Origin of the sequence: Sphingomonas faeni, assembly GCF_023195535.1 — a bacterium.
Classification (GTDB): Bacteria; Pseudomonadota; Alphaproteobacteria; order Sphingomonadales; family Sphingomonadaceae; genus Sphingomonas; species Sphingomonas faeni_B.
Map to the genome: position 1 here is coordinate 470,053 of NZ_JALPNF010000002.1, position 22,298 is coordinate 492,350.

The 22,298-nt window shown below is 65.8% G+C and carries 24 protein-coding genes; 13 read left to right on the forward strand and 11 right to left on the reverse strand.

The annotated features are described in order from the left end of the window. The first annotated feature begins 66 nt into the window (after nt 1-66). Together SPHN_RS06625 and SPHN_RS06630 are read left to right on the forward strand one after the other, a co-directional pair. Nucleotides 67-495 carry a DUF934 domain-containing protein gene (locus SPHN_RS06625; protein WP_056063055.1) on the forward strand — a complete coding sequence of 143 codons (429 nt, stop codon included), beginning with the start codon at nt 67-69 and terminating at the stop codon, nt 493-495. Continuing rightward, entirely contained in the window at nt 488-1,240 is a 753-nt protein-coding gene (locus SPHN_RS06630; RefSeq protein ID WP_248522136.1) for a phosphoadenylyl-sulfate reductase, read from the forward strand. The genes SPHN_RS06625 and SPHN_RS06630 overlap by 8 nt, the downstream gene beginning before the upstream one ends. A 170-nt stretch (nt 1,241-1,410) precedes the next feature. On the opposite strand, the gene SPHN_RS06635 is transcribed toward SPHN_RS06630, so the two are convergent. After that, complete coding sequence (locus tag SPHN_RS06635; protein ID WP_248522137.1) at nt 1,411-2,901, reverse strand: replicative DNA helicase; 1,491 nt, start codon at nt 2,899-2,901, stop codon at nt 1,411-1,413. A gap of 98 nt (nt 2,902-2,999) precedes the next feature. On the opposite strand from SPHN_RS06635, the gene SPHN_RS06640 reads away from it, so the two are divergent. Genes SPHN_RS06640 through SPHN_RS06650 form a run of 3 tightly spaced genes read left to right on the forward strand, consistent with a single transcriptional unit; the run spans nt 3,000 to nt 4,613 of the window. Beyond that, nucleotides 3,000-3,482, forward strand: a complete 483-nt coding sequence (locus SPHN_RS06640) for a UPF0262 family protein (protein WP_132735525.1) — start codon at nt 3,000-3,002, stop codon at nt 3,480-3,482. A gap of 7 nt (nt 3,483-3,489) precedes the next feature. Then, nucleotides 3,490-4,167, forward strand: coding sequence for a glycoside hydrolase family 25 protein (locus SPHN_RS06645; protein WP_248522138.1), 678 nt, complete (start codon nt 3,490-3,492; stop codon nt 4,165-4,167). Continuing rightward, the gene (locus SPHN_RS06650) at nt 4,164-4,613 is read left to right on the forward strand and encodes a cytidine deaminase (protein WP_248522140.1); all 450 of its coding nucleotides are present in this window, start codon (nt 4,164-4,166) and stop codon (nt 4,611-4,613) included. Before SPHN_RS06645 ends, SPHN_RS06650 begins: the two co-directional genes overlap by 4 nt. A gap of 7 nt (nt 4,614-4,620) precedes the next feature. Here the strand turns inward: SPHN_RS06650 and SPHN_RS06655 are convergent, their stop codons facing one another. Beyond that, nucleotides 4,621-6,174, reverse strand: coding sequence for a porin (locus SPHN_RS06655; protein WP_248522142.1), 1,554 nt, complete (start codon nt 6,172-6,174; stop codon nt 4,621-4,623). Nucleotides 6,175-6,295: 121 nt separating this feature from the next. On the opposite strand from SPHN_RS06655, the gene dcd reads away from it, so the two are divergent. After that, nucleotides 6,296-6,850 (forward strand): dCTP deaminase, encoded by a 555-nt coding sequence (gene dcd, locus SPHN_RS06660; protein ID WP_055878967.1) that lies wholly within the window; start codon nt 6,296-6,298, stop codon nt 6,848-6,850. 318 nt (nt 6,851-7,168) lie between these two features. Here dcd and SPHN_RS06665 read toward each other — a convergent pair whose 3' ends face one another. From SPHN_RS06665 to SPHN_RS06685, 5 genes are all read right to left on the reverse strand, one after another. After that, the gene (locus SPHN_RS06665) at nt 7,169-7,528 is read right to left on the reverse strand and encodes a tetratricopeptide repeat protein (RefSeq protein WP_248522144.1); all 360 of its coding nucleotides are present in this window, start codon (nt 7,526-7,528) and stop codon (nt 7,169-7,171) included. A gap of 198 nt (nt 7,529-7,726) precedes the next feature. Then, nucleotides 7,727-8,155, reverse strand: a complete 429-nt coding sequence (locus SPHN_RS06670; protein ID WP_248522145.1) for an ExbD/TolR family protein — start codon at nt 8,153-8,155, stop codon at nt 7,727-7,729. Between the two features lie 33 nt (nt 8,156-8,188). Next, the gene (locus SPHN_RS06675; protein WP_248522147.1) at nt 8,189-8,668 is read right to left on the reverse strand and encodes an ExbD/TolR family protein; all 480 of its coding nucleotides are present in this window, start codon (nt 8,666-8,668) and stop codon (nt 8,189-8,191) included. Nucleotides 8,669-8,760: 92 nt separating this feature from the next. After that, entirely contained in the window at nt 8,761-9,555 is a 795-nt protein-coding gene (locus tag SPHN_RS06680; RefSeq protein WP_248522149.1) for a MotA/TolQ/ExbB proton channel family protein, read from the reverse strand. 54 nt (nt 9,556-9,609) lie between these two features. Beyond that, nucleotides 9,610-10,290 (reverse strand): energy transducer TonB, encoded by a 681-nt coding sequence (locus tag SPHN_RS06685; protein ID WP_248522152.1) that lies wholly within the window; start codon nt 10,288-10,290, stop codon nt 9,610-9,612. 278 nt (nt 10,291-10,568) lie between these two features. On the opposite strand from SPHN_RS06685, the gene SPHN_RS06690 reads away from it, so the two are divergent. Continuing rightward, complete coding sequence (locus SPHN_RS06690) at nt 10,569-11,408, forward strand: hypothetical protein (RefSeq protein WP_248522410.1); 840 nt, start codon at nt 10,569-10,571, stop codon at nt 11,406-11,408. 18 nt (nt 11,409-11,426) lie between these two features. Here the strand turns inward: SPHN_RS06690 and SPHN_RS06695 are convergent, their stop codons facing one another. Continuing rightward, nucleotides 11,427-11,711 carry a Rossmann fold domain-containing protein gene (locus SPHN_RS06695; protein ID WP_248522154.1) on the reverse strand — a complete coding sequence of 95 codons (285 nt, stop codon included), beginning with the start codon at nt 11,709-11,711 and terminating at the stop codon, nt 11,427-11,429. A gap of 13 nt (nt 11,712-11,724) precedes the next feature. Further along, complete coding sequence (locus tag SPHN_RS06700; RefSeq protein ID WP_187502383.1) at nt 11,725-12,096, reverse strand: dihydroneopterin aldolase; 372 nt, start codon at nt 12,094-12,096, stop codon at nt 11,725-11,727. Between the two features lie 357 nt (nt 12,097-12,453). On the opposite strand from SPHN_RS06700, the gene SPHN_RS06705 reads away from it, so the two are divergent. From SPHN_RS06705 to SPHN_RS06720, 4 genes are read left to right on the forward strand one after another with little or no spacing between them, the layout of a single operon-like run. Beyond that, nucleotides 12,454-12,981: a GNAT family N-acetyltransferase gene (locus tag SPHN_RS06705; protein ID WP_248522156.1), complete on the forward strand. Its 528-nt coding sequence runs from the start codon at nt 12,454-12,456 to the stop codon at nt 12,979-12,981. 43 nt (nt 12,982-13,024) lie between these two features. Then, nucleotides 13,025-13,606, forward strand: coding sequence for a DUF1285 domain-containing protein (locus SPHN_RS06710; RefSeq protein ID WP_248522158.1), 582 nt, complete (start codon nt 13,025-13,027; stop codon nt 13,604-13,606). Then, nucleotides 13,603-14,199, forward strand: coding sequence for a CoA pyrophosphatase (locus SPHN_RS06715; RefSeq protein WP_248522160.1), 597 nt, complete (start codon nt 13,603-13,605; stop codon nt 14,197-14,199). Before SPHN_RS06710 ends, SPHN_RS06715 begins: the two co-directional genes overlap by 4 nt. Beyond that, on the forward strand, nt 14,190-15,371 hold the full coding sequence (locus SPHN_RS06720) for a CCA tRNA nucleotidyltransferase (RefSeq protein WP_248522162.1): 1,182 nt from the start codon (nt 14,190-14,192) through the stop codon (nt 15,369-15,371). The genes SPHN_RS06715 and SPHN_RS06720 overlap by 10 nt, the downstream gene beginning before the upstream one ends. Nucleotides 15,372-15,795: 424 nt before the next feature. On the opposite strand, the gene SPHN_RS06725 is transcribed toward SPHN_RS06720, so the two are convergent. Then, nucleotides 15,796-17,481: a putative bifunctional diguanylate cyclase/phosphodiesterase gene (locus SPHN_RS06725; protein WP_248522163.1), complete on the reverse strand. Its 1,686-nt coding sequence runs from the start codon at nt 17,479-17,481 to the stop codon at nt 15,796-15,798. A gap of 109 nt (nt 17,482-17,590) precedes the next feature. After that, complete coding sequence (gene parC / locus SPHN_RS06730) at nt 17,591-19,843, reverse strand: DNA topoisomerase IV subunit A (protein ID WP_248522412.1); 2,253 nt, start codon at nt 19,841-19,843, stop codon at nt 17,591-17,593. A gap of 123 nt (nt 19,844-19,966) precedes the next feature. Here parC and SPHN_RS06735 point away from each other — a divergent pair, with 123 nt between their 5' ends. After that, a complete protein-coding gene (locus SPHN_RS06735) occupies nt 19,967-20,872 on the forward strand; it encodes an alpha/beta hydrolase family protein (RefSeq protein WP_248522166.1) in 906 nt (301 codons plus the stop codon). Between the two features lie 5 nt (nt 20,873-20,877). Then, nucleotides 20,878-22,092 (forward strand): kynureninase, encoded by a 1,215-nt coding sequence (kynU, locus tag SPHN_RS06740; protein ID WP_248522167.1) that lies wholly within the window; start codon nt 20,878-20,880, stop codon nt 22,090-22,092. Nucleotides 22,093-22,298: the final 206 nt, after the last annotated feature.

Genomic DNA, 22,298 nt, shown 5'->3' on the forward strand with positions numbered 1-22,298 from the left:
TTTCGCTGGGATGACGAGGATGCTCGCTGGCATGACGGGCGCATTGCGTGGATCGGGAGAGAAAGCATGAGCGACACCCTACTCCGCTTCCGCGACGACGAGCCGCATGACGAGCCCGCGGTGACGCTCGATTCGTTCATCGGTCAGAGCAACGCGGCGGCCGTTCGCCTCGAGGCGGGCGACGATGCGCGCGCGCTGTTGCCGCAGATCGACCAGCTCGCGCTGATCGAGGTTAGCTTTCCCGGCTACCGCGACGGCCGTGGCTATTCCTCCGCGCGAATCCTCCGCGAGGCGGGCTACACCGGCGAACTGCGCGCGCAGGGCGACGTGCTCGTCGACCAGATTCCGCTGATGCGGCGCTGTGGGTTCGACAGCTTTGCGCCCCAGGCGCCGATCGACATCGACGTGCTGCGTGCAAGCCTGGAGCGCTACGACACGCCCTACCAGAAGGCGGCGGACGGCGCTGTGCCGGTGTGGAAGCTGCGCCATGGGTGAGCCCGCGCGCAAGCTCGACATGATCGACGTCACGCCGGCGTTCACGCGCGTCGACGCGCAAGCCATGCAGGATCGCTTCGAGAGTGTGTCGGCGCAGGACATGCTCCGCGAGTTGCTGGTCGGCGAGTTGCGCGGGCGGATCGCTTCGGTGTCGTCGTTTGGCGCAGAGTCGGCCGTGTTGCTGCATATGGTGGCGCAGGTCGATGTCGACGTGCCGGTGATCTTCACCAACACGCAGAAGATGTTCGGCGAGACTCTGGCGTACCGCGACGAGCTTTCGGAGAAGCTGGGGCTGACCGACCTGCGCGTGTTCCGTCCCGATCCGCGCCTGCTTGCGCTCAAGGACAAGACGGGCCTGCGATGGTCCTACGATCCTGATGGCTGCTGCGATCTTCGCAAGGTCGAGCCGCTACGTCGCGCGCTTGCGCCGTTCGATGCGTGGATTTCGGGGCGTAAGGGGTTCCAGTCGGGTACCCGCACGGCACTTCCGCGCTTCGAGGAGGACGAGGGCCGGTTGAAGATCAATCCGCTGGCAGACTGGAACAAGGCTAAGCTCGACGCCTATTTCGCGGAGCATGAACTGCCGCGGCATCCGTTGGAAGCGCAGGGGTATCTGTCGATCGGTTGCGCGCCGTGCACGACCAAGGTCGCACCGGGCGAAGACCCGCGCGCGGGGCGCTGGCGGAGTTTCGACAAGGTGGAATGCGGCATCCACGCGCCGACCGACTACGACCCGATGATTTGACGTCCCGGTCCCTCGCCCCTTCGGGGAGAGGGAGGGAGGAGCCACTTGGCGACGGAAGGGAGAGGGGCGTTGGGATGCAACGTTCCGAGCCTCACGCCCCTCTCCCTTCCCACGGCCGAGTAGCCGCGGGCCCCTTCCCTCTCCCCGCAGGGGAGAGGGACCTGGTAAGGTCAATACTCAGCGAGATCCGAGAACTTCGTGATCGTTGGGTCGAACTTCATCCGGACCTTGCCGGTCGCGCCGTGGCGCTGCTTGGCGATGATCAGCTCGGCCAGGCCGTACACCCGCTCCATCTCCGCCGCCCACGACGCATGGTCCTCGAAGATCTTCGAGCTGTCGCCTTCCGCCGGCCGCTTGGGCTCCTTCGACGCGACGTAATAATCCTCGCGGTACACGAACCAGACCATGTCCGCGTCCTGCTCGATCGACCCCGACTCACGAAGATCCGACAGCATCGGCGTCTTGTCCTCGCGTGATTCCACGGCACGCGACAGCTGCGACAGCGCCAGCACCGGCACGTTGAGATCCTTCGCCAACGTCTTCAACCCGCGCGAAATCTCGGAGATTTCCTGGACGCGGTTGCCGTCCTTGCTCTTGCCGGAGCCCGACAGCAGCTGGAGGTAGTCGACGACGACGAGCCCGATCTCGTTATTGTGCCGACGCTGCAACCGGCGCACGCGCGTGTGCAGCGCGCCGATCGAGAGGCCGCCGGTGTCGTCTATGAACAGGGGCAAATTCTCCAGCTCGGCGGCGGCGGCGGCGAGCTGCGCGAACTCGGTGCGGCTGATCTTACCCATGCGGAGCGATTCCGACGAGATCTGCGACTGCTCGGCGAGAATACGCGTCGCCAGCTGATCCGCGGACATTTCCAGCGAGAAGAACGCGACCTTCGCGCCGACCGAGTCTTTCGGTGCGATGCCGTCGGCCATGTCGCGCATCCAGCGCCGCGCTGCGTTGAACGCGATGTTGGTGGCGAGCGAGGTCTTGCCCATGCCCGGACGGCCGGCGAGGATCATGAGATCGCTGTGATGCATGCCGCCGATCTTCGCGTTGATCGAATCGATGCCGGTGGTGACGCCCGACAGATTGCCACCCGAGTTCAGCGCGCGCTCGGCCATCTTGACCGCTGCGGTCGTCGCCTGCGCAAACGACTTCACCGTGTTCTCGGAGCCGCCATCCGCCGCGACCTTGAACAGCTCTTCCTCGGCGAGCTCGATCTGAGCGCGCGGATTGACTTCTTCCGAGGTGTCCATCGCACGATCGACCAGCGTCCGTCCGACCGACACGAGCGCGCGGAGCATCGCGAGGTCATAGATCTGCTGGGCAAACTGGCGCGCACCGATCAGCCCCGCGCCGCTACCCGTCAGCCCCGCCAGATACGCCGGCCCGCCCAGCTCGCGCATGCCCTCGTCCGCATCGAACATCGGCCGCAGCGTCACCGGCGTCACCAGCATGTCGTTGCCACGCAGAGTCTTGATCGCCGCGAAGATCCGCCCGTGGACGGGTTCGAAGAAATGCCCCGGCTCCAGCTTGTCGACGAGATCGTCCGCGAGCCGGTTGTCGATCATCATCGCGCCGAGCATCGCGGCCTCGGCCTCGACGTTGCGGGGAAGCTGCTGCGGCTCGGCCACGGCGGTAACGGGGAATGCGAGAGTTGCCATCCCCCGCACCTACGCGATGGACGGGTCCTCGTCCAAGCTATCGCGCCGGAATGCTGGGGATAAGTGACAGGTCGAACCTGCCCCGCTATCGAACCGGGATGGCCGACCCGCGGATCATCGATGTGCAACTCGACGAAACCAGTCTCGGCTGGCGTTCGCCCGATGTCGAGCAGGAGCGCCGGATCGCGATCTTCGACCTGATCGAGGGCAATCACTTCGCCCCGCAACGCGCCTACCCGGACGGCTATGCCGGCCCGTACAAGATCAAGCTCCAGTCGGAGGAAGGGCGCCTCGGCATCCATATCCACCGCGAGGACGACACGCATCTCGAGACGCTGGTGCTCGCGCTGGGCCGCTTTCGCCGGCCGATCCGCGATTACTTCGCGATCTGCGACAGCTATTACCAGGCGATCCGGCAATCTTCGCCCGCGCAGATCGAGACGGTCGACATGGCGCGGCGCGGCGTCCACAACGAAGCGGCCGAGCTGCTCAAGGAGCGGCTCGACGGCAAGATCGAGGTCGATTTCGACACCGCGCGTCGGCTGTTCACGCTGATCTGCGTTCTCCACATCCGCAACTAGAAGACACATGGCTTACGGACTTTTGAAATTCGCTGGCGCGCTGGCGGCGGCCGGATTCGTCGGTATCTGCGGCTGGACCGCGGCGACCGGCTGGCATCCCGACGTGAAGCAGTATCCGTTGCAAGGCATCGACCTTGCCGAAAACCCCGGCCCGGTCGAATGGGGCACGGTGCGCGCGAGCGGCGCCGACTTCGCCTATATCGTCGCGACGTCGGGCACCGACCGGCGCGATCCGAGCTTCGAAGCGAACTGGGCGGCGCTGCCCGATGCGGGGCTCCGGCGCGGGGCGGTCCATGTCTATTCGCTGTGCCAGCGCGCCGACGAGCAGGCCAACGCGTTCAACACCTTCGTACCCCGCGTCGCCGATTCGTTGCCGACCGCGCTGGATATCGCCTTTCACGACGACTGCACCGCGCGACCGGATCGCGCGACTCTGATTGCCGACGTGTCGCAGTTCGTGACGATGGTCGAGACGCACACCGCGCAACCGGTGATGCTGCGGATCAGCAAGGACGTGGATTCGAAATACGCCCTCTCCGGTGCGGTGCCGCGACCGTTATGGGCGGTGTCGAACGTGATCAAACCCGACTATACCGCGCGGCCGTGGCGGATGTGGCGGGTCAGCGATTTTAGGCGCATCGACGGGATCGAAGGACCCGTGAACTGGGACGTGGTAGCATCATGACTGAACACGCCATCACACTCGTAGCGGCAGCGCGCGACGCAGCCCGCAACGCGCATGCCCCCTATTCGCGATTCGCGGTGGGCGCCGCGGTGCTGCTCGACGACGGCAGCGTCATCACCGGCGCGAATTTCGAGAATGCGAGCTACGGCCTCTCGCTGTGCGCCGAGACGGTAGCCATCGCCACCGCGAGCGCGGCGGGGCGCTTGCGCGATATCGTCGCGATCGGCGTGATCGGCGGCGCGATGGACGCCGAGGGACGTGCGACCGGTACATCGCCGGTCAGCCCGTGCGGCCGCTGTCGGCAGGTCATCAACGAAGCCGCGCAAATGGGAGGCCGCGACCTGCTTGTCCACTGTGGCGCGGCGGAGGGCGATGCGATCCGAACCTATGCGGTATCGGAACTGCTGCCCGACGCGTTCGGCCCGGCCGATCTGGGTATCCGCTGATCCCGCATCAGTAATTCCACTGGAGCTGCGTGCGGATCAGGTTGCCCTCCGCCCTGCCCTCGCGCCGTTCGTCCGCCTCGCGCCGCTCCATCCGCGCATAGGCGATCGTCAGCTCGAGCGGCGGAGTCGGCTGGAACTCGATCCCGAGCTCGAACTCGTCGGTCTCCAGCCGCGGCGCGTTGGGCAGCGCCTTCCACCCACCACGGTAATATTGCCAGCGCGCATAGGGCATGAACGGGCCGAGCGGTGACGTCCGCACGCGGCCCATCGTCTGGAAATATCCGCCATTCAGGCGCTTGGTTGCGATCGACTGCGTTACAGGATCATATTCGGGGCCGCGTCCCCAATTCCATTCTGCCTGGAAACCGATCGGCTGCGGGTACAGGATCGCGTGAACGCCGAACCGTTCGTCGGCAAAGGACGCGGCGCTGACGCCACCGCTGCGAAGTTCCGGCTGTATCCGATTGCGGATTGCCGCCGCGCCTGTCTCGATCACCTGCCCGGCAAAAGCGTCGCCGAGCCCGTCCAGCGCGAACGGCCACGTCGCCATCGCCACGGTCATCACACCGTCATTGGTCTCGGCGCGGCTGATCCCCTGCCCGTTATAGACGCCAAGCCCGAACGCACCGTAATTGCCGAACAGCTTCTGACCGTCCTCTTCGAGGCGGTCCCAAATCCGCTGCACCTGCGGCGGCGTATAATAGGCCACCACACCGAGATCGCGTTCGCCCGGCACGGCGCTGTTGATCCCGTCGCTGCGATCGAGCGTCAGCCGGTTCGACGAGGATTGCATGTTCTCCCAGCCGAACGGCACCTTCGACTGGCCAAAGCGCAGGCGGAACCGTCGGTCGGTATCGAGAAACGCGTCGACATAGGCATCGCGAAGCTGCGCAAAGGACTCGCGCCGCTCGCCGACCGACTGATTATTGACGTTGACCGCAAAATCCGGCTGGAAATAGAATGATACGCGGTCGTTCAGGTCGCCCTGCAGAACCAGCCGGACACGACGGAGCGAGAAGTTGTTATTGTCGCCGATGGCGCCGTCGTGAACCGAGCGTAACCGCGATCGGCCATCCGGCGCGGTGCGATCGCCAGACAGGATCTCGTTGAAGCGCATCTGCGTATAGCCGCGCAGGGCTATGCGGTCGTACCACGCTCGCTCGGGCTTCGGTTGCGCTTCGGCCAGTTGGGTCGTCGGAACCGGCTGCGGTGCCGGGGGGATGCTGGGCGGCGTCGGGGCAGCGACCTGCGTTTGCGCCGGGGCGATCGGCGCAGGCGGCGATGGGCTGGCACTCGATGCGCTGGCACGCGATGCGACCGGTGCGTTCGCGGCCTTGAGTTCGGCGATCGTCGCCTTGAGTTCATCGATCTGCCGTTGCAGATCCTGCACGGTCTGTGCCGACGCCGCCGCGGGCAGACCGAGCGATCCGGCCAGTGCAACCAGCAGATAGGGGCGGAGTCGTGAGCCTGCCCGCCGGCCCGCGATCCGCCCGCCGCCGGCGCCGCTGGCACGGAACACAGCAGGCCGCATATCGTGCAATGTCCGTGTGATAGGCTTCATGACGCCCCCATGACGGCTCGCTCGGGTCACGGCAACGCGAAATTCCTCCGCCTTGCCGTGCCGCTACCTATTGCCCGGACACGCCATCCGCGCGAAAGCCCCTGCCGAAGAGGGAGTTGCTATGTCCGTGATGTCCGACCGCTGGATCCGCGAGCGCGCGCTGGGCGATGCGATGATCGAACCGTTCCACGAAGCGCAGCGCCGCGATGGCTGCATCTCGTACGGGCTATCGTCCTATGGCTACGACGCCCGCGTTGCCGACGAGTTCAAGATCTTCACCAATGTCGACAGCGCGATCGTCGATCCGAAGGACTTTGCCGCCAACAGCTTCGTCGATCGCAAGACCGACGTCTGCATTATCCCGCCCAACAGCTTCGCCCTCGCCCGCACCGTCGAGTATTTCCGGGTCCCGCGCGACGTGCTGGTCATCTGCCTCGGCAAGTCGACCTATGCGCGCTGCGGAATCATCGTCAACGTGACCCCGCTGGAGCCGGAATGGGAGGGGCATGTGACGCTGGAATTCTCGAACACCACACCGCTCCCGGCCAAGATCTATGCGAACGAAGGCGCCTGTCAGTTCCTGTTCCTCAAGGGGAACGAACCGTGCGAAGTGAGCTACGCGGACCGCGCGGGCAAATATATGGGGCAGCGCGGGGTCACGTTGCCGCGGCTGTAAGGTCGGGACCGACCGGAAGAGGCGATGCCATCCGGCTCCGGACGCGGTGGCTAGATCGTCCTGACATTGAGTTGGCCGGCCTTCCCGCGGTTTGGCGCGCACAATAAAGACGCCTTATGCCTATTATCCCGATGCGTGACCGGGCCTGACGCTTAGATCGCGGCGATCCGGCGGCCGTCGCGAATGACATGCGACCAGCCCGCTGCCAACAAACCATGTCGGTCCCGAGAGTCCGCAAGGCCGCTGACTTCTCGCACCTCGCGGACCCGGGCCCTGGACTGACGGGAGAGCGGCTGGCCGCTATCCCGTCGGATCTGGTTAGCGAGTCGCGATCTGCTGGGTCTGGCGGGCGAGCGCACGGCTCGCGAGATCGTGTGACGACACCACTGCGCCCGACGGCAGGTCCATCGCGACCGCCGGCCGTTCCAGAACCGCGGAATACAAGGCGCGAGCGTCCGAGTCGCGACCGGTGCGATGATAGACCGAAGCCAAGTTGAGCATCAGTTCTGGACGCTGTGGAAAGATCTTCCGTTCGGCGACGATGCGCTGTTCCGCCGTGGACAGATCGCCTGCCGCGATCGCCTTATAGCCGGTGCGATCCAAGGTTGCGGACGGTGCAGCAAACGCAGGCGTTGCCACGCCCAGGGTTGCGAGAACGAACAGGACGGTCTTGCGCATCGCTCATCTCCACTGACCTTCGCCGATCGGAAGGTTTCATTTTTGTGACAACGGTGTGTCACTTCGATGACTGTCATACAAGTACATTGATCAAGTTCGCTTCGACGCGCCGACGCGTTTTCCGACAGCCCCGCGCAACAAAAAAAGGGCGGCCCCGGAGGACCGCCCTTTGGACGTTCGATACTGTATGCAGTCGACTTAGAAGTCGTTGCGATACTGCTCGTTGCCGATGAAACCAAGCTTGGTGACCGCGGACCGCTTGATCACGGCCAACGTGCGATCGACCACTTCGTAGCGAGCCTGCGGATCAGGCTGGAAGTGGAGTTCCGGCTCGGGCGTCATGCCTGCCGACTGATCCAGATACTGGCGCAGCGTGACTTCGTCGACCGGCGAACCATTCCACGCGATGACACCTGCAGGATCGATCGAGATCTTGTTCTTCTCAGGATCGACCGGGTTCTGCGGCTGGTTCGGGCTGTTGACCGGAAGGTCGACCTTTACCGCGTGCGTCTGGATCGGGATCGTGATGATGAACATGATGAGGAGAACGAGCAGGACGTCGATCAACGGCGTCATGTTCATTTCCATCATCGGCGAGCCATCTTCTTTGCCGCCGCTCATTGCCATTCTATACTACTCCTAAATTCGTCCGAGCGATCATCAACGTTCGGTGCTGACGCCGGGTGGCGGCTCGGAGATGAACCCGACACGGGCGAACCCGGCGCGCTGCATCGTATAGATCGTGCCGCCGATGCACTTGTACGGCGTGTTCACGTCGCCCCGGATATGCGCCTCGGGCAATTCAAGACCAGCGGCATTTACGCCACCCTGACGATCGATCTCGGCCTTCAGCTTGACCACGGCGCGATCCAAAAGCTCGGTCGAGGTGACGGGCGACAGACCCCAATACACAGCACAGCTGCCATCGGCGTTGGTCGTTACCGACAGCGAGACATTCTCGGGCTTCGTCTGCGTGGGATCGAAGCGAACCTCAGGCAGCTTCAGCTGCACCGCCTGGACCGCAACGGTCGTCGTCACCAGGAAGATGATCAGGAGCACGAGCATGACGTCGACCAGCGGCGTCGTATTGATGTCCGATATCGAACTCTCGGTGGAATCGCCACCAACACTCATCGCCATGTGCGAACTATCCTATCCATTTAATCGCCGCCGGAACGGCCGGCGGCAATGAAGCGGGGCCGCTGCGAACAGCAGCCCCACCTTTTCGCGTCTTAGTTGGCGCGCGGCACGCCACCGGTCTGGCCGGCGGTCGTGGTCGTCGTAACCGGCTTGGCCGAAACTGGCTTGGCGGCCGTTGCGATCGACGGACGCACGGCGCCGTTCGAAGCGAGGAAGCCCAGCACGTCGTTCGAGAAGGCCGACAGGTCCTCTGCGATCGACTTGTTGCGACGCTGCAGCCAGTTGTACGACAGCACGGCGGGAACCGCGACGACCAGACCCAGTGCGGTCATAATCAGTGCTTCGCCGACCGGCCCTGCGACCTTGTCGATCGATGCCTGGCCCGATGCGCCGATCTTCACGAGCGCGCGGTAGATGCCGATAACCGTACCGAACAGACCGATGAACGGCGAAACCGAACCGACCGTCGCGAGGAAGGCGAGACCGCCACCCAGCTTCGAGTTGATCGCGGCTTCCGAACGCGCCAGCGAACCGTGCAGCCAGTCATGTGCCTCGACCGGATCGGTCAGCTTCGAATGCTGCTCCTGAGCGGCCAGGCCGTCGTCGACGATCTGCTTGTAGGCCGAGTTCTTCTCGAGCTTGGCCGACCCTTCGCGCAGGGAGTTCGACGACCAGAAGGCCTCACGAACGCGCTTGCCCTGACCGATGATCTTCTGCTGCTCGAACAGCTTCGAGAACAGGATGTAGAACGACACGACCGACATCAGCACGAGGATGCCGAACACGGTCTGCGAGATCAGGCCGCCTTCGCGGAGTGCGGCTTGCAGGCCGTACGGGTTGGCGTCGGCAGCGGCGGTCCCGGCCGCGGCAAGGATGGTGGTGATCATGATCGGTTTAGTCCTCTGACTGAATTTTATCTGGTGCGGTTAGGGTAGGTGGGATCAATCCTCTGGAAGGACCCACCGAACGTTCAGCTGGTAAGACGACGCCATCGGGTTGCCGTTCTCGTCCTTGGCCGGGGTGAAACGCACCCTCGCCTTGGAAATACGGCACGTCGCGTCATCGAGCGTCGTGTTGCCGCTGCCCGTCGTCACCGTACAGCCGGTCACCCGACCGTCCGTACCGATCGTGAGCTTCGCCGAAACGCGACCCTGTGCACCCTCGCGCTGTGCCGACGGCGGATAATTGTCCGCGCCGAAATACTGGCCGGGGTTGCCCTTCAGACCAGCGGCCTGTGACACCCTCGGCGCTGGTGCCGGTGCTGGCGGTGCCGGCGGCGCGGGAGGCGCTGGCGGAGCCGTCGGCTGGCTGAGCGGGATGATGTTCGACGTCTGCAAGGCAGGCGCCGGCTGCGGTGTGACGATCACTGGCGGCGGCGTGACGACCGTGGTCGGCGGCGGCGGCAGGTTCGGCTGCTCGGGTGGCGGCGGCGGGGGCTCGTCGGGCGGAGGCGGCGGCGGGGGCGGCTCCACGTCGAACGTATTAAGCTTTTCTTGGGCCTTTTTCACGTACTGGTACGCGAGGCCGGTGACGAAAGCATAGCCCAAGGCCGCATGAATCAGCGCGACGATAACGATCGCGACGATTTTGCCTCCGGACATCTTCTGGTCAACATAGGCCATTCAGCAACGACACTCCCTTAATCTGCCTGCTCCGTACGCACATGCCCGCACTGGGTACGTGACACATGCGTCTGCCGTTGGCCGGAATAACCACGGGGCAGTCGCTAAGTCCTATCGCCACGTCATGCGACACGCAAACGCTTTGTCGGACGCAATAAACGTACAACCGCGGCATGGCAGAATTATTTCTGTATCGTTCAGCTCGGGTGGCGTAGCCTGAAGGCATGAATCTTTCCTTTCCCGTTACGGCTTCGGCCCTGTCCATCGCGCTGGTCGCTATGCCCGTGAGCGCCGTTCAAGCGCCCGCAAATCCGCCGGTTTCCCTCGGCATTGCAGCGGATTCGCGTGATGCGGCGCAACAGGGGGGCGGCGGGATCGGCTATGCCGACATCGCCGATCTGGTGCTGTCCGCGCCGGTGATCGCCGATGCGACGGTGCGGTCGACCACGAAGATCAAGCCCGCCGAAGCCCCGAACCTCGCACCCGGTTTTGTCCGACTATATGTCGAGGTCGACGTCACGGCGCTGATCCGGGGAGCGGACGGACTTCCGCCGCGAATCGGCTATCTGCTCGACGTCGCCCCCGATTCGGCGGGCCGCGTGCCGAAATTCAAGAAGGCGCGGGTGCTGATCTTCGCGCGGCCGGTGCCGGGCGCCGTCAACCAGGTCCAGCTCATAGCGCCCGACGCGCAGCTCGGCTGGACGCCGATAGCCGACGCGCGCGCGCGGAAGATCGCCAAGGATGCTCTGGCTGGCGATGCACCGCCGGTGATCACCGGGATCGGCAACGCATTCCACGTCGCGGGCGCGCTGCCCGGCGAAGGCGAGACGCAGATTTTCCTGACCACCGCGGACCAGCGGCCGGTGTCGCTGTCGGTTCTGCGGCGACCGGGCGAGCAGCCACGCTGGGCCGTCGCGCTGAGCGAGATCGTCGACGAGTCGGCCGCGCCGCCTGCGCCCGACACGTTGCTCTGGTACCGGATGGCCTGCGCACTGCCGCCGACGCTGCCCGAGCGGAGTACCGGGTCGCTGGAAGCCGCCGACGCGACTATCGCGCGCGAGGATTATGCCTATGTGCTGGCCGCGCTCGGGCCGTGCGGGCGGACGCGAAAGACCTGACGCATGCCCGTACGCGTCTTACGGGGAAGGCGCGCGCTGGTGAATTTCGATCAGTTGCCCCGTGGTCGATCGCGCGCTTTCTAGAAACGCGACCGCCGCATCGACGTCGACCGGATCGGCCCCATCCGCCGACACGACTGCATTCACCCGAGTCGCAGGCGCCGATTCCACCGCGAGCGGGCCGATCGCGGCCCGCGCCTGCGCCATCGCCAGGCCGTCCAGCATCGCTGGGATCACCGCCACCAGCGAATCGCCAACCGCGCCTCGCACCAACGCGGCGATATCCGCGCCCGGTTCGAGCATCAGTCGCACGGCGTCAGCGGCGGTGGCGGACGAGGGTCACGCCGATCGCTTCGTCCGCCTCGGCGATCGCCAGCTTCACGATCTTCACTTTCACGCGCAGCACCCTCGCATCCTGCAGGAACAGCGTCTCGCAGATATGATCCGCCACGCCCTCGATCAGCGTGAAATGCACGCCCGGCGGCAGCGCGGTGGTCGCCGCGTTCTTCAGGTCGAGGTAATTCTTCGACGCCGACAACGGCGTATCGGGGTCGAACCGCTTGGGGCACACCATGTCGACGGTCAGCGAGATCCGCAGCGGCTGCGGCAGGTGCGTCTCCTCCGAATAGATGCCGGTCAGGACCTGCACTTCGAGATCGTGGACTTCGAGTTGAAGACTGTCTTCCATCGTCGCGCCTCTAGCAGACGCGCGGCGAGATGAAAGTCGGGTCTTCGAAGTGATACGCGCTGGCCAGCAACTCACGCGATCCTCCCCCGCCAGGGGGAGGTGTCGCCGAAGGTGACGGAGGGGGCGGACACGGAACAGGCGTGATCGCTTACCTCCCCCTCCGTCTGGCAAGTGCCAGCCACCTCCCCCTGGCGGGGGAGGATCGTGGTGGTCCGCCCTCGATCACTCGGAGTAGCGCCTCGACAACACCCCCCCACCCCCGCCGGTTATCCTTGCGTTCAGCCGCACCGAAGTTAAAGCGCGCTGCCCCCACCGCCCGCGCGCCGTCGCTCGGCACGTCCGGGGGCAGGAGATGCCGTGATAACTCTCGTCCCCCTCGACAGCATCGATCCGGCCATGGTCGAGTCGCTGCTCGATCGCGCGTTCGGGCCGGACCGGTTTCGCCGCACCGCCTACACGATCCGCGGCGCGGGCGAGGCGATCGCCGCCCTCAGCTTCGCGGCGCTCGAGGACGGTGCCCTGGTCGGCTCGATCCAATGCTGGCCGATCGCGCTGATCCAGGACGGGGGCGAAACGCCGCTCGTCATGCTCGGCCCGGTCGCGGTCGAGCCGACCCATCAGGGCGACGGGATCGGCCGCCGCTTGATGACGCACGCGCTCGACGCAGCAGCCGCACACAGCCTCGACGGCGCGCTGATGCTGATCGGCGATCCCGATTATTACGGCCGCTTCTTCGGCTTCGCCGCCGATCGCACCGCGCAGTGGAGCGCACCGGGTCCAGTCGAGCGTCACCGCCTGCTCGCACGCGGCGACGCGGTCCCGAACACACCCGGCATGCTCGGTGCGCGCGTACCGGTTACGATACCGGTCACCGCATCCGCATAAGCCGCCGCTTTACCTGGCCCCCCTGCCCGCCTAGTCCGCCGCCATGCCCATGGATCCCATCCCCGATATCGCCTCCTTAAGTCTCGCCGAGATCGCCAAGCTCGTCGAGGAAGCCAAGCTCCCGCCGGTCGAGAAATGGAACCCGACGCATTGCGGTGACAGCGAGATGCGGATCGCGCGCGACGGCACTTGGTATCACCAGGGTTCGCCGATCGGACGCCCGGCGATGGTCCGGCTGTTCTCGACGATCCTGCGTCGCGAGGCCGATGGCAGCCACGTCCTCGTCACCCCCGTCGAAAAGCTCGATATCGAGGTCGAGGACGCGCCCTTCATCGCGGTCGAGATGAAGGCGGAGGGCTCCGGTCGCGACTCGAAACTCGCGTTCCGACTCAACACCGGCGATCTCGTCACCGCGGGTCCCGAGCATCCATTGCGCTTCGTCGAGGATACCGACGGCCCGCGTCCGTATCTCGTCGTGCGCGGCGGGATGGAGGCGCTGGTCGCGCGCTCGGTCTATTACGACCTCGCCGAGCGGGCGATCGCCGATGATGCGGAGACACCGGGCATCTGGAGCGACGGGGCGTTCTTCCCGCTGGAGCCCGCCGCGCTGGAACCCAACGCATGAGTTTGACGGAACGGCTGACCGCGGCGCTGGCGAAGGGCGCCGGCTCGCACATGATCCTGCTCACCGGCGACCAGCATGACGGCGACCTCACCGCCGCCGACACGCTGCTCCCCGCGGCGGTGCTGATCGCGGTCACCGACCGCGCCGATCCCGGCGTGATCCTGACCCAGCGTACCGACACGATGAGCCGCCACCCCGGCCAGATCGCGTTCCCCGGCGGTCGGATCGATCCCGGCGAGGACGTCGTCACCGCCGCGCTCCGTGAAGCCGAGGAGGAGATCGCCCTCCCCCGCGACCGGGTGCAGGTGATCGGCGAGGCCGACAGCTACCGCACCGTCACCGGCTTCCAGGTGACGCCCGTCATCGGCATCATACCGCCCGACCTGGTGTTCACGCCGAGCGAAGCCGAAGTCGCCAGCGTCTTCGAGGTACCGCTCGCGTTCCTGCTGGACGAGGCGAACCACGTCGAGGCGACGCTCGAATGGCAGGGCCATGACCGGCATTATTACGAGATAATGTGGAACGAGCGCCGCATCTGGGGCGCGACCGCAGCGATGATCGTCAACCTCGCCCGCCGCCTGAGGTGGTCTTGATACTCCCGGCCGCGCCGTGGCGCGATCGTGACGGTCTCGAAGCACTGACCAAGGTTCTCGGGACAACCGAGGGCGAGTCCCGCTTCGTCGGCGGCGCGGTCCGCGACACGCTGCTCGGGATCGACGTCGCCGATGTCGATATCGCCACGCGCCTGCCCCCGCAGGAGGTGATCGAGCGTCTCCAGGACGCGCGGATCAAGGCGGTCCCGACCGGCCTCGCGCACGGCACGATCACCGCGGTCACGCCCGCGGGTCCGGTCGAAGTAACGACGCTGCGTCGCGACGTCTCGACCGACGGCCGCCACGCGATCATCGCCTATACCGACGACTGGCGCGAGGATGCCGCGCGGCGCGACTTCACGATGAACGCGCTCTACGCCGATCCGGCGACAGGCGAGATCTTCGATTATTTCGGGGGCCTCGACGACCTGGCGGCGCGGCGCGTGCGCTTCATCGGCGACCCGTTGCAGCGGATCGCCGAGGATCACCTGCGCATCCTCCGCTTCTTCCGCTTCCACGCACGCTTCGGCACGGCGATCGACGAGGCCGGGCTGGAAGCCTGTACCACCCGCGCGAACGATCTGATGGCGCTCTCCCGCGAACGTGTCGCGAGCGAAGTGCTGAAACTGCTGCTCGCCGCCAACGCGGTACCGGTGGTGGCCTTGATGGTCGAGCGCGGCATTTTCCGCGCGGTCCTGCCCGAGATCGACGCGGCGGGTGCGGAGCGTCTCGCTCTCCTCGCCGGGCGCGAGACGGCAGCGGGTATCGCACCCGACCCGATCCGCCGCCTCGCCATGACGATCGCCCCCGCTGCGGCCGAAGCGGTCGGCGCGCGCCTGAAGCTGTCGAACACCGACCGCAAACGCCTGATCGCCGCCACCGCCGGGCCCGGCACCGAAGGCCCGCAGGCGCTTGCCTACCGCGTCGGCATGACCGTCGCGATCGACCGGTTGCTGATCGCCGGCGAAGACGTTTCCCCGATCAAGGACTGGACGCCCCCCACCTTCCCGTTCTCCGGCGGCGCCTTGGTGGAACGCGGTCTGCGCAAGGGCCCGGACGTCGCGGCGATGCTGCGACAGGTCGAAACGCAGTGGATCGCGGAAGGCTTTCCGGATGCGGAACGCGTCGGAGTGATCGCAGACGAAATGGTGGCCGACGCGCTGAATCGCTGAGCTTCGAAGTGCCGAACTGCCAGAGGTTGAGATTACTAAACTACCACTACCGAACTGCTGGCGCGGTTAAAATCGGCGAGCCATGCTTCCCCGAGCAGTGCTTCCCCGAGCGGTGATTCCCAATGTCGACGCCACCCGCCCCCAGTCCGTCACCCCAGCGGAAGCTGGGGTATCCCCGTTGGTGAACGCCGAGCCCCACCCGATGAGATCCCAGCTTTCGCTGGGATGACGCTAGTTGTTGGGATGACGGCAGCTGTTGCGGCGACGGCGGCAGCTGTTGCGGCGACGGTGGCCGGTAGCTGTTAGGGCGACGGTGGGCGATGCGGCGACGGTGGCTGACGGGACAACGCTGACTGCTGGGACGACGGTAGCTGCTGCCGCGACAGCGGTTACCCCGATGAAGTCGGCTGTTGCATTACAGCGCTCAACCCGGAGCGAACGGCGACACGTCCCCACCCGCGCCGATCATCGCATACGCCGCCCCCGCCTCCAGCGGCTTGGCATAGAAATACCCCTGCCCGAAGGTGCATCCGAGCGCCGCCAGCGTCTGCGCCAGTTCGTTGGTCTCGATCCCCTCGGCGGTCGTCTTCATCCCCAACGCCTGCGCCAGGCTCAAAATCGCGCGGACGATCGACACCTTGTCGCGATCCGCCAACATTCCCGTCACAAAACTACGGTCGATCTTCAGCACGTCGATCGGCAATCTCTGGAGATACGCCAGGTTCGAATAGCCGGTCCCGAAATCATCCATCGCCAGCGTCGTGCCGAGCGCCTTGAGCGCATGCATCGTCCCTGCGATCCGGTCCGGGTCGGATACGATCGCGCTTTCGGTCAGCTCCAGCGTGAACCGGTCGCCGGTGAGCCCGGTCGAGTCGAGCGCAGCGCTCAGGACCGGCGCGATGTCGTCCCGCTGCAATTGGATGGCCGATAGATTTACCGCGACCTTGACGCCGCAGTGCGCGCCATGACGCGCGTCCCACCCGGCCAATGTCTGCGCCGCCTCTTCGATCGCCCAACGTCCCAGCGGGACGATCAATCCCGATTCTTCGGCGACCGGGATGAAATTGGTCGGACAGTGCACCTGACCCTGCAGATCGGTCCAGCGTGCCAACGCTTCGAACGAGACGATCCGGCCGGTCGCAAGGTCGCAGATCGGCTGATATGCAAGCCGCAGTTCGCGGTTTTCGATGGCCCGTCGCAGCGCGGTTTCCATGCTGAACTGCGCCCGCGCGATCGCGAAATCCTGCGGCAGGTAACTCTCGGCACGGCCGCTGACTTTCGCGCGCTTCACGGCGAACTGCGCGTGACGGATCAGCTCGGCGACATCGCTCGCTTCGTCCGCGCCGTACGCGATCCCGACCGAGCATTCGACGCTGATCTCGTAGTCGGTCAGCCGAAACGGCGTGGTCAGCGTACGTTGGATCCGCTGTGCCAGCGCATACGCCTCCTCCCGATCGCTATCGATTCCCATCAGGATACCGAACTGGTCGCCACCGATCCGCGCCAGCGTATCGCGCGCGCGCAGTGCGCCCTTGATCCGCCGCGCCACCGTGATCAGCAGCTCGTCCCCCGCCAGCGAACCCAGGCACGAGTTCAGCCTACCGAACCGATCGATATCGATCGCGAGGACGGCGTTGGCGTTGCGATCCTCCCCCTCGATCAGGTCTTCGAACCCTTCGCGGTTGGGCAGACCGGTCAGGCTGTCGGTGGTCATCTCGCGACGCAGGCTGCGCTCGGTCTGGATCTGCGACGTCTGGTCGACGAAACTGATCGTGCAGCGATCACGAAGCGCGACGAACGAGCGGGCGATCGTCACACGGTAATAACGACAATCGATCGTATCCCCGAGCACCCATTCGAAGTCCGATCGGATCAACTGGGATTCGAGAAAGGCAATGATCCGCGGGCCGAGATCGGCGATCATCGGCGATCGTTCCGCTACGACACCCAGTCCGGCCAGCCGGTACGCACGGTTCATCGCGAACAGATCGAACTGGCCACCGGTCAGCACCAGATGCGCCGCGGGAATCGGGATGAGTTCCAACGCACGTGCGACCAGATCGGTCGCAACAATGTTCTGCGCTATCGCTTCCGGGGCCATCGATGCCATGGGCACCGTCTAGCCGAGCTTCGTTAAGACGTCCTGAAGGAACCGAAAAGGCCGGTTATTTGTCAGTTCTAGCCAATTTTTCGGTTTTACAGCAGCATAGTCGGATCGGCTAGGCAAACCGATTGTCGCGAGGGAAGCCCGTCGGCGGCATTCTTCCCGCGGCACCCCGCGCCGCGCGCCAAGGTCCCAGGTCCGATTCGGTTCGCGTGCGTCCCGTACCGCCGCCCATCGCCCAGCTCAGCCCGTCGGCGAAGACGAACGTGATCGCGTCCGCCAGTCCGCCATCGCGGTAGCGCTGGAGTTGCAGCCCCTGCCCGCGCGTCATCTCGACCAGTTCGGCGAGCGGGAACACCAGCATCTTGCGATTATCGCCGATCGCCGCGACGTAATCGTCGTTCGGGCCGATCGGCCGGACGATCTTCAACTGCGCGCCCGGTCGCGGCGTCATCACCGTCTTGCCCTTGCGAGTCTCCGCAATCACGTCCGCGCTGCTCACCGAGAAGCCACGCCCATCGGTCGCGACGATCAGCAGTTTCGGATGCCTGCTCGCGGGTAGCAACGCGACGATCCCGACGCTGCCGTCGAGGTCGATCATCGCCCGCACCGGCTCGCCAAAGCCACGCCCGCCCGGCAGCTTGTCCGCCGCCAGCGTGTAGAACCGCCCGTTCTCCGCCGCGAGCAACAGCTTGTCCGTCGTCTGCGCGTGGAACGCGAACGCCGGGCCGTCGCCTTCCTTGAACTTCAGCGCCTCGGGGCTCGCCAGGTCGTTATGGCCGCGCATCGCCCGGATCCAGCCGCGCTGCGACAGGATCACGGTGATCGGCTCGCGCTCGATCATCGCCTCAAGCGGGATGTCGCGCGTCGGCGCAGCTTCCTCGATCGTCGTCCGCCGCCTGCCGAGCACCGTCTCCAGGCCGTAGCGATCGCGGATCTTCGCCATGTCGCGCTTCATCCGCGCGCGCTGCTTCTTCGGATCGGCCAGCAACGCAGCGAGCGACGCCTGCTCCTTGTCGAGCTTGTCGCGCTCGGTCTTGATCTCGAACTCTTCCAGCCGCCGCAAGCTGCGCAGCCGCATGTTGAGGATCGCCTCGGCCTGACGATCGGTCAGCGCGAACTCATCGATCATGACCTTCTTGGGCTCGTCCTCGGTCCGGATGATCTCGATCACGCGGTCAAGATTGAGGTACGCGATCAGATACCCATCGAGCAGTTCGACCCGGTCGGCGATCTTCGCCATCCGGTGCTCGGTCCGCCGGCGCAACACGACGAACTGGTGATCGACCCACGCCGCCAGCGCCTCGCGCAAGCTCATCACGCGCGGCGTGCGATCCTTGTCGAGGACGTTGAGATTGAGGCTGATCCGCGTCTCGAGGTCGGTCAGCCGGAACAGCCCGTCCATCAGGATCTGCGGATCGACCGTGCGGCTGCGCGGCTCGAGCACGATGCGGATTTCGGTATCCGATTCGTCGCGCACGTCGGCGAGGATCGGCAGGCGCTTGGCGTTGATCAGATCGGCGATCTGCTCGATCAGCTTGCCCTTCTGCACGCCGTACGGGATCTCCGTGACGATCAACTGCCAGCCGCCGCCCTTCTCGCGCTCGGTCTCCCAGCGCGCCCGGACACGGAACCCGCCGCGTCCGGTCGCATAGGATTCGCGGATCACAGCCGGCGGATCGACCACCAGCCCGCCGGTCGGGAAATCCGGCCCCTTCACATGCTCAAGGATCGCCGCATCGTCTGCGTCGGGCGTGTCGATCAGCACGATCGCCGCCTCAAGCAGTTCGGCGGCATTGTGCGGCGGGATGCTCGTTGCCATCCCGACCGCGATTCCGCTCGCGCCATTCGCCAGCAGGTTCGGGAACAGCCCCGGGAACAGCTCGGGCTCGTGATCTTCGCCATTGTACGTCGGGCGATACGCGACCGCGTCCTCGTCGAGCCCGTCCATCAGGTCGATCGCGACCTGAGTCAGCCGCGCCTCGGTATACCGGTAGGCAGCCGCGTTATCGCCGTCGATATTGCCGAAATTACCCTGCCCGTCGACTAGCGGATACCGCATCGCGAACGACTGCGCCAAGCGGACCATTGCGTCGTACACCGACTGATCGCCATGCGGATGGTATTTGCCGATCACGTCGCCGACGACCCGCGCGCACTTCTTGTAGCCCTGCGCCGGGTCCAGCTTCAGCAGGCGCATCGCCCAGAGAAGGCGCCGATGCACCGGCTTCATCCCGTCACGCACATCGGGCAGCGACCGCGCGGTGATCGTCGACAGCGCGTAAACGAGATACCGCTCGGACAACGCGCTATCGAAGGGGGCGTCGACGATGGAGTCGAAGGGATCTTTGAAGTCGCTGCTGGCCATTGCCGACAGCGGTAGCAGGTGGAAACGCAACGATCAAAGCATGAACGTACCGCGCGCCTGGTCCGCATGCGGAAGGCCAGATGCCCGCATGACGCGGCGGACCGAGCCCGCTACACCAACCCCATGATCCGCTTCGCAATTCTCGCGCTCGTCGCCGTTACCGTTCCGGCGACCGGGCAAAATCCTGCTCCAGCCACCCCCAAGCTGCTGACCTGGCCCGACCTGACACAGCGCCCGAAGCCGACTCCTGACGCGACCGTCGACTATGGTGCCGACGCCATGCAGAAAATCGACGTCTGGATTCCGCAGGGCAAGGGTCCGTTCCCGGTCGTGCTGATGGTGCATGGCGGTTGCTGGACGACCAGCATCGCCGACCGCAGCCTGATGAACTGGATCGCCGACGATCTGCGCAAGGACGGCGTCGCGGTCTGGAACATCGATTATCGCGGCGTCGATCTGGCCGGCGGCGGCTATCCCGGGACGTTCGCGGATGCGGGGAGCGCCGCCGACCGCCTCGCGGTGGACGCCCGCAGGTTCAACCTCGACACCCGGCACCTCGTCGCCGTCGGCCATTCCGCAGGCGGCCATCTCGCGCTCTGGCTCGCCGCTCGCCGGAAGCTGCCCGCGACGAGTGCGCTTCACACCAAGCATCCGCTCCGTATCCGCCACGTCATCAGCCTCGGCGGGCTCCCCGATCTCGACGCCACCGCCGCCGACGCGACCAACGGGTGCGGCACGGAGGTCGTCGCCAAACTCGTCGGCGCCGCCACGCCGCAGCATCCCGACATCTATGCCGACACCTCGGTCCCGCGCCTCCTCCCGCTCGGCGCGAAGCAGGATCTCGTCAACGGTCGCGAGGACCGCATCATTCCGTTCCACATGGCGACCGACTATGTTGCAAAGGCCGAGGCGGCGGGCGACCGCGCCATGCTCCATATCGTGCCCGCCACCGGTCATGTCGAACTCATCGCCCCGGACACCGCTGCCTGGGCGGAAACCAAGCGCCTCATCACGACAGCCCTGAAGTGAACCCGATGACCCTAGACCAAGCCCGCGCGCTCGACGCCACCGACCCGCTCGCCGCCTATCGCGACAAATTCGCGCTCCCCGAAGGCGTGATCTACCTCGACGGAAACTCGCTCGGCGCGCTCCCCAGAGCGACGCCCGCAGCACTCGCCGACGTCGCCACCCGCCAATGGGGCGATCGCCTGATCCGCAGCTGGAACGAAGGCTGGATCGAAGCCCCCCAGCGGATCGGCGCCAAGATCGCGCCGCTGATCGGTGCCGCCGCCGACGAAGTGATCATCGGCGACACCACCTCGACGCATCTTTTCAAGGCACTCGTCGCCGCGCTTCGCAGCAACCCCCAACGCCACACGGTGCTCAGCGAAGCGGGCAATTTCCCGACTGACTTGCACATAGCGGAGGGCGCCGTCGCCTGCGTCCCCGGTGCACGCCTGAAAGTGGTCGCCCGCGCAGACCTGGCCGCCGCACTCGACGAAGACACCGCGGTGCTCCTGCTTACCCATGTCCACTACAAGACCAGCGACCGCTTCGACATGGCCGCCTGGACCGCCCGCGCGCACGCCGCCGGCGCGCTCATGCTCTGGGACCTCAGCCACAGCGTCGGCGCGGTCCCGATCGACCTCGGCGGCGCCGACGCCGACCTCGCCGTCGGCTGCACGTACAAATACCTGAACGGCGGCCCCGGCGCGCCCGCCTTCCTCTACGTCGCCAAGCGATGGCAGGATGCGCTCGCCAGCCCCCTGTCCGGCTGGATGGGCCACGCCGCGCCGTTCGCGTTCGAGGACGCCTATCGCCCCGCCCCCGGCATGAAGCGCTGGCTCGCCGGCACCCCGGCGATGCTCTCGACCGCCGCGCTCGAAACCGCGCTCGACCTCTGGGTCGACCTCGACCAGCACGCCGTCGCCACCAAGAGCGCAGCACTCTTCGACATCCTCGCCGCCGCCGGCGACGCACTGGGCCTCGACTGTGTCAGCCCGCGCGACCCGGCGCAGCGCGGCAGCCACATCAGCTTCCGCCACCCCCAGGCCCATGCGATCACCCAGGCCCTGATAGCCCGCGGGGTCATCGGCGACTTCCGCGATCCCGACATCCTCCGCCTGGGCCTGACGCCGCTGTACCTCAGTCACGTCGACGTCTGGCGCGCCGGCGAGATCCTCCGCGAGACCCTGGAGACCCAGGCATGGCAAAATCCGCAATTCGCACAGCGCCTTGCGGTGACGTGACGGCACGAAGGGACATGTCCGCTAACGCCCACTTGTGGACATCCGCATGGTCAAATACGCTATCAGAAGCTTAACAAGGGAGCGTCGACCAATGAGCCGCAGATTGCTGGGATTGGGCAACGCCGCGTTGACTGTGTTCGGAATTTTTACCGCACTTAACTGGGGTAGCAGCATCGCCTATGTCGCCGGGACGTGGTTCGGCTCTC

Excerpts from the sequence above, each read along its gene's own strand:
- SPHN_RS06625 (WP_056063055.1), top strand. The coding sequence starts at position 67 with ATGAGCGACACCCTACTCCGCTTCCGCGACGACGAGCCGCATGACGAG.
- SPHN_RS06630 (WP_248522136.1), top strand. The coding sequence starts at position 488 with ATGGGTGAGCCCGCGCGCAAGCTCGACATGATCGACGTCACGCCGGCG.
- SPHN_RS06635 (WP_248522137.1), bottom strand. The coding sequence starts at position 2,901 with ATGGCAACTCTCGCATTCCCCGTTACCGCCGTGGCCGAGCCGCAGCAG.
- SPHN_RS06640 (WP_132735525.1), top strand. The coding sequence starts at position 3,000 with ATGGCCGACCCGCGGATCATCGATGTGCAACTCGACGAAACCAGTCTC.
- SPHN_RS06645 (WP_248522138.1), top strand. The coding sequence starts at position 3,490 with ATGGCTTACGGACTTTTGAAATTCGCTGGCGCGCTGGCGGCGGCCGGA.
- SPHN_RS06650 (WP_248522140.1), top strand. The coding sequence starts at position 4,164 with ATGACTGAACACGCCATCACACTCGTAGCGGCAGCGCGCGACGCAGCC.
- SPHN_RS06655 (WP_248522142.1), bottom strand. The coding sequence starts at position 6,174 with ATGAAGCCTATCACACGGACATTGCACGATATGCGGCCTGCTGTGTTC.
- dcd (WP_055878967.1), top strand. The coding sequence starts at position 6,296 with ATGTCCGTGATGTCCGACCGCTGGATCCGCGAGCGCGCGCTGGGCGAT.
- SPHN_RS06665 (WP_248522144.1), bottom strand. The coding sequence starts at position 7,528 with ATGCGCAAGACCGTCCTGTTCGTTCTCGCAACCCTGGGCGTGGCAACG.
- SPHN_RS06670 (WP_248522145.1), bottom strand. The coding sequence starts at position 8,155 with ATGGCAATGAGCGGCGGCAAAGAAGATGGCTCGCCGATGATGGAAATG.
- SPHN_RS06675 (WP_248522147.1), bottom strand. The coding sequence starts at position 8,668 with ATGGCGATGAGTGTTGGTGGCGATTCCACCGAGAGTTCGATATCGGAC.
- SPHN_RS06680 (WP_248522149.1), bottom strand. The coding sequence starts at position 9,555 with ATGATCACCACCATCCTTGCCGCGGCCGGGACCGCCGCTGCCGACGCC.
- SPHN_RS06685 (WP_248522152.1), bottom strand. The coding sequence starts at position 10,290 with ATGGCCTATGTTGACCAGAAGATGTCCGGAGGCAAAATCGTCGCGATC.
- SPHN_RS06690 (WP_248522410.1), top strand. The coding sequence starts at position 10,569 with ATGCCCGTGAGCGCCGTTCAAGCGCCCGCAAATCCGCCGGTTTCCCTC.
- SPHN_RS06695 (WP_248522154.1), bottom strand. The coding sequence starts at position 11,711 with ATGCTCGAACCGGGCGCGGATATCGCCGCGTTGGTGCGAGGCGCGGTT.
- SPHN_RS06700 (WP_187502383.1), bottom strand. The coding sequence starts at position 12,096 with ATGGAAGACAGTCTTCAACTCGAAGTCCACGATCTCGAAGTGCAGGTC.
- SPHN_RS06710 (WP_248522158.1), top strand. The coding sequence starts at position 13,025 with ATGCCCATGGATCCCATCCCCGATATCGCCTCCTTAAGTCTCGCCGAG.
- SPHN_RS06715 (WP_248522160.1), top strand. The coding sequence starts at position 13,603 with ATGAGTTTGACGGAACGGCTGACCGCGGCGCTGGCGAAGGGCGCCGGC.
- SPHN_RS06725 (WP_248522163.1), bottom strand. The coding sequence starts at position 17,481 with ATGGCATCGATGGCCCCGGAAGCGATAGCGCAGAACATTGTTGCGACC.
- parC (WP_248522412.1), bottom strand. The coding sequence starts at position 19,843 with ATGGCCAGCAGCGACTTCAAAGATCCCTTCGACTCCATCGTCGACGCC.
- SPHN_RS06735 (WP_248522166.1), top strand. The coding sequence starts at position 19,967 with ATGATCCGCTTCGCAATTCTCGCGCTCGTCGCCGTTACCGTTCCGGCG.
- kynU (WP_248522167.1), top strand. The coding sequence starts at position 20,878 with ATGACCCTAGACCAAGCCCGCGCGCTCGACGCCACCGACCCGCTCGCC.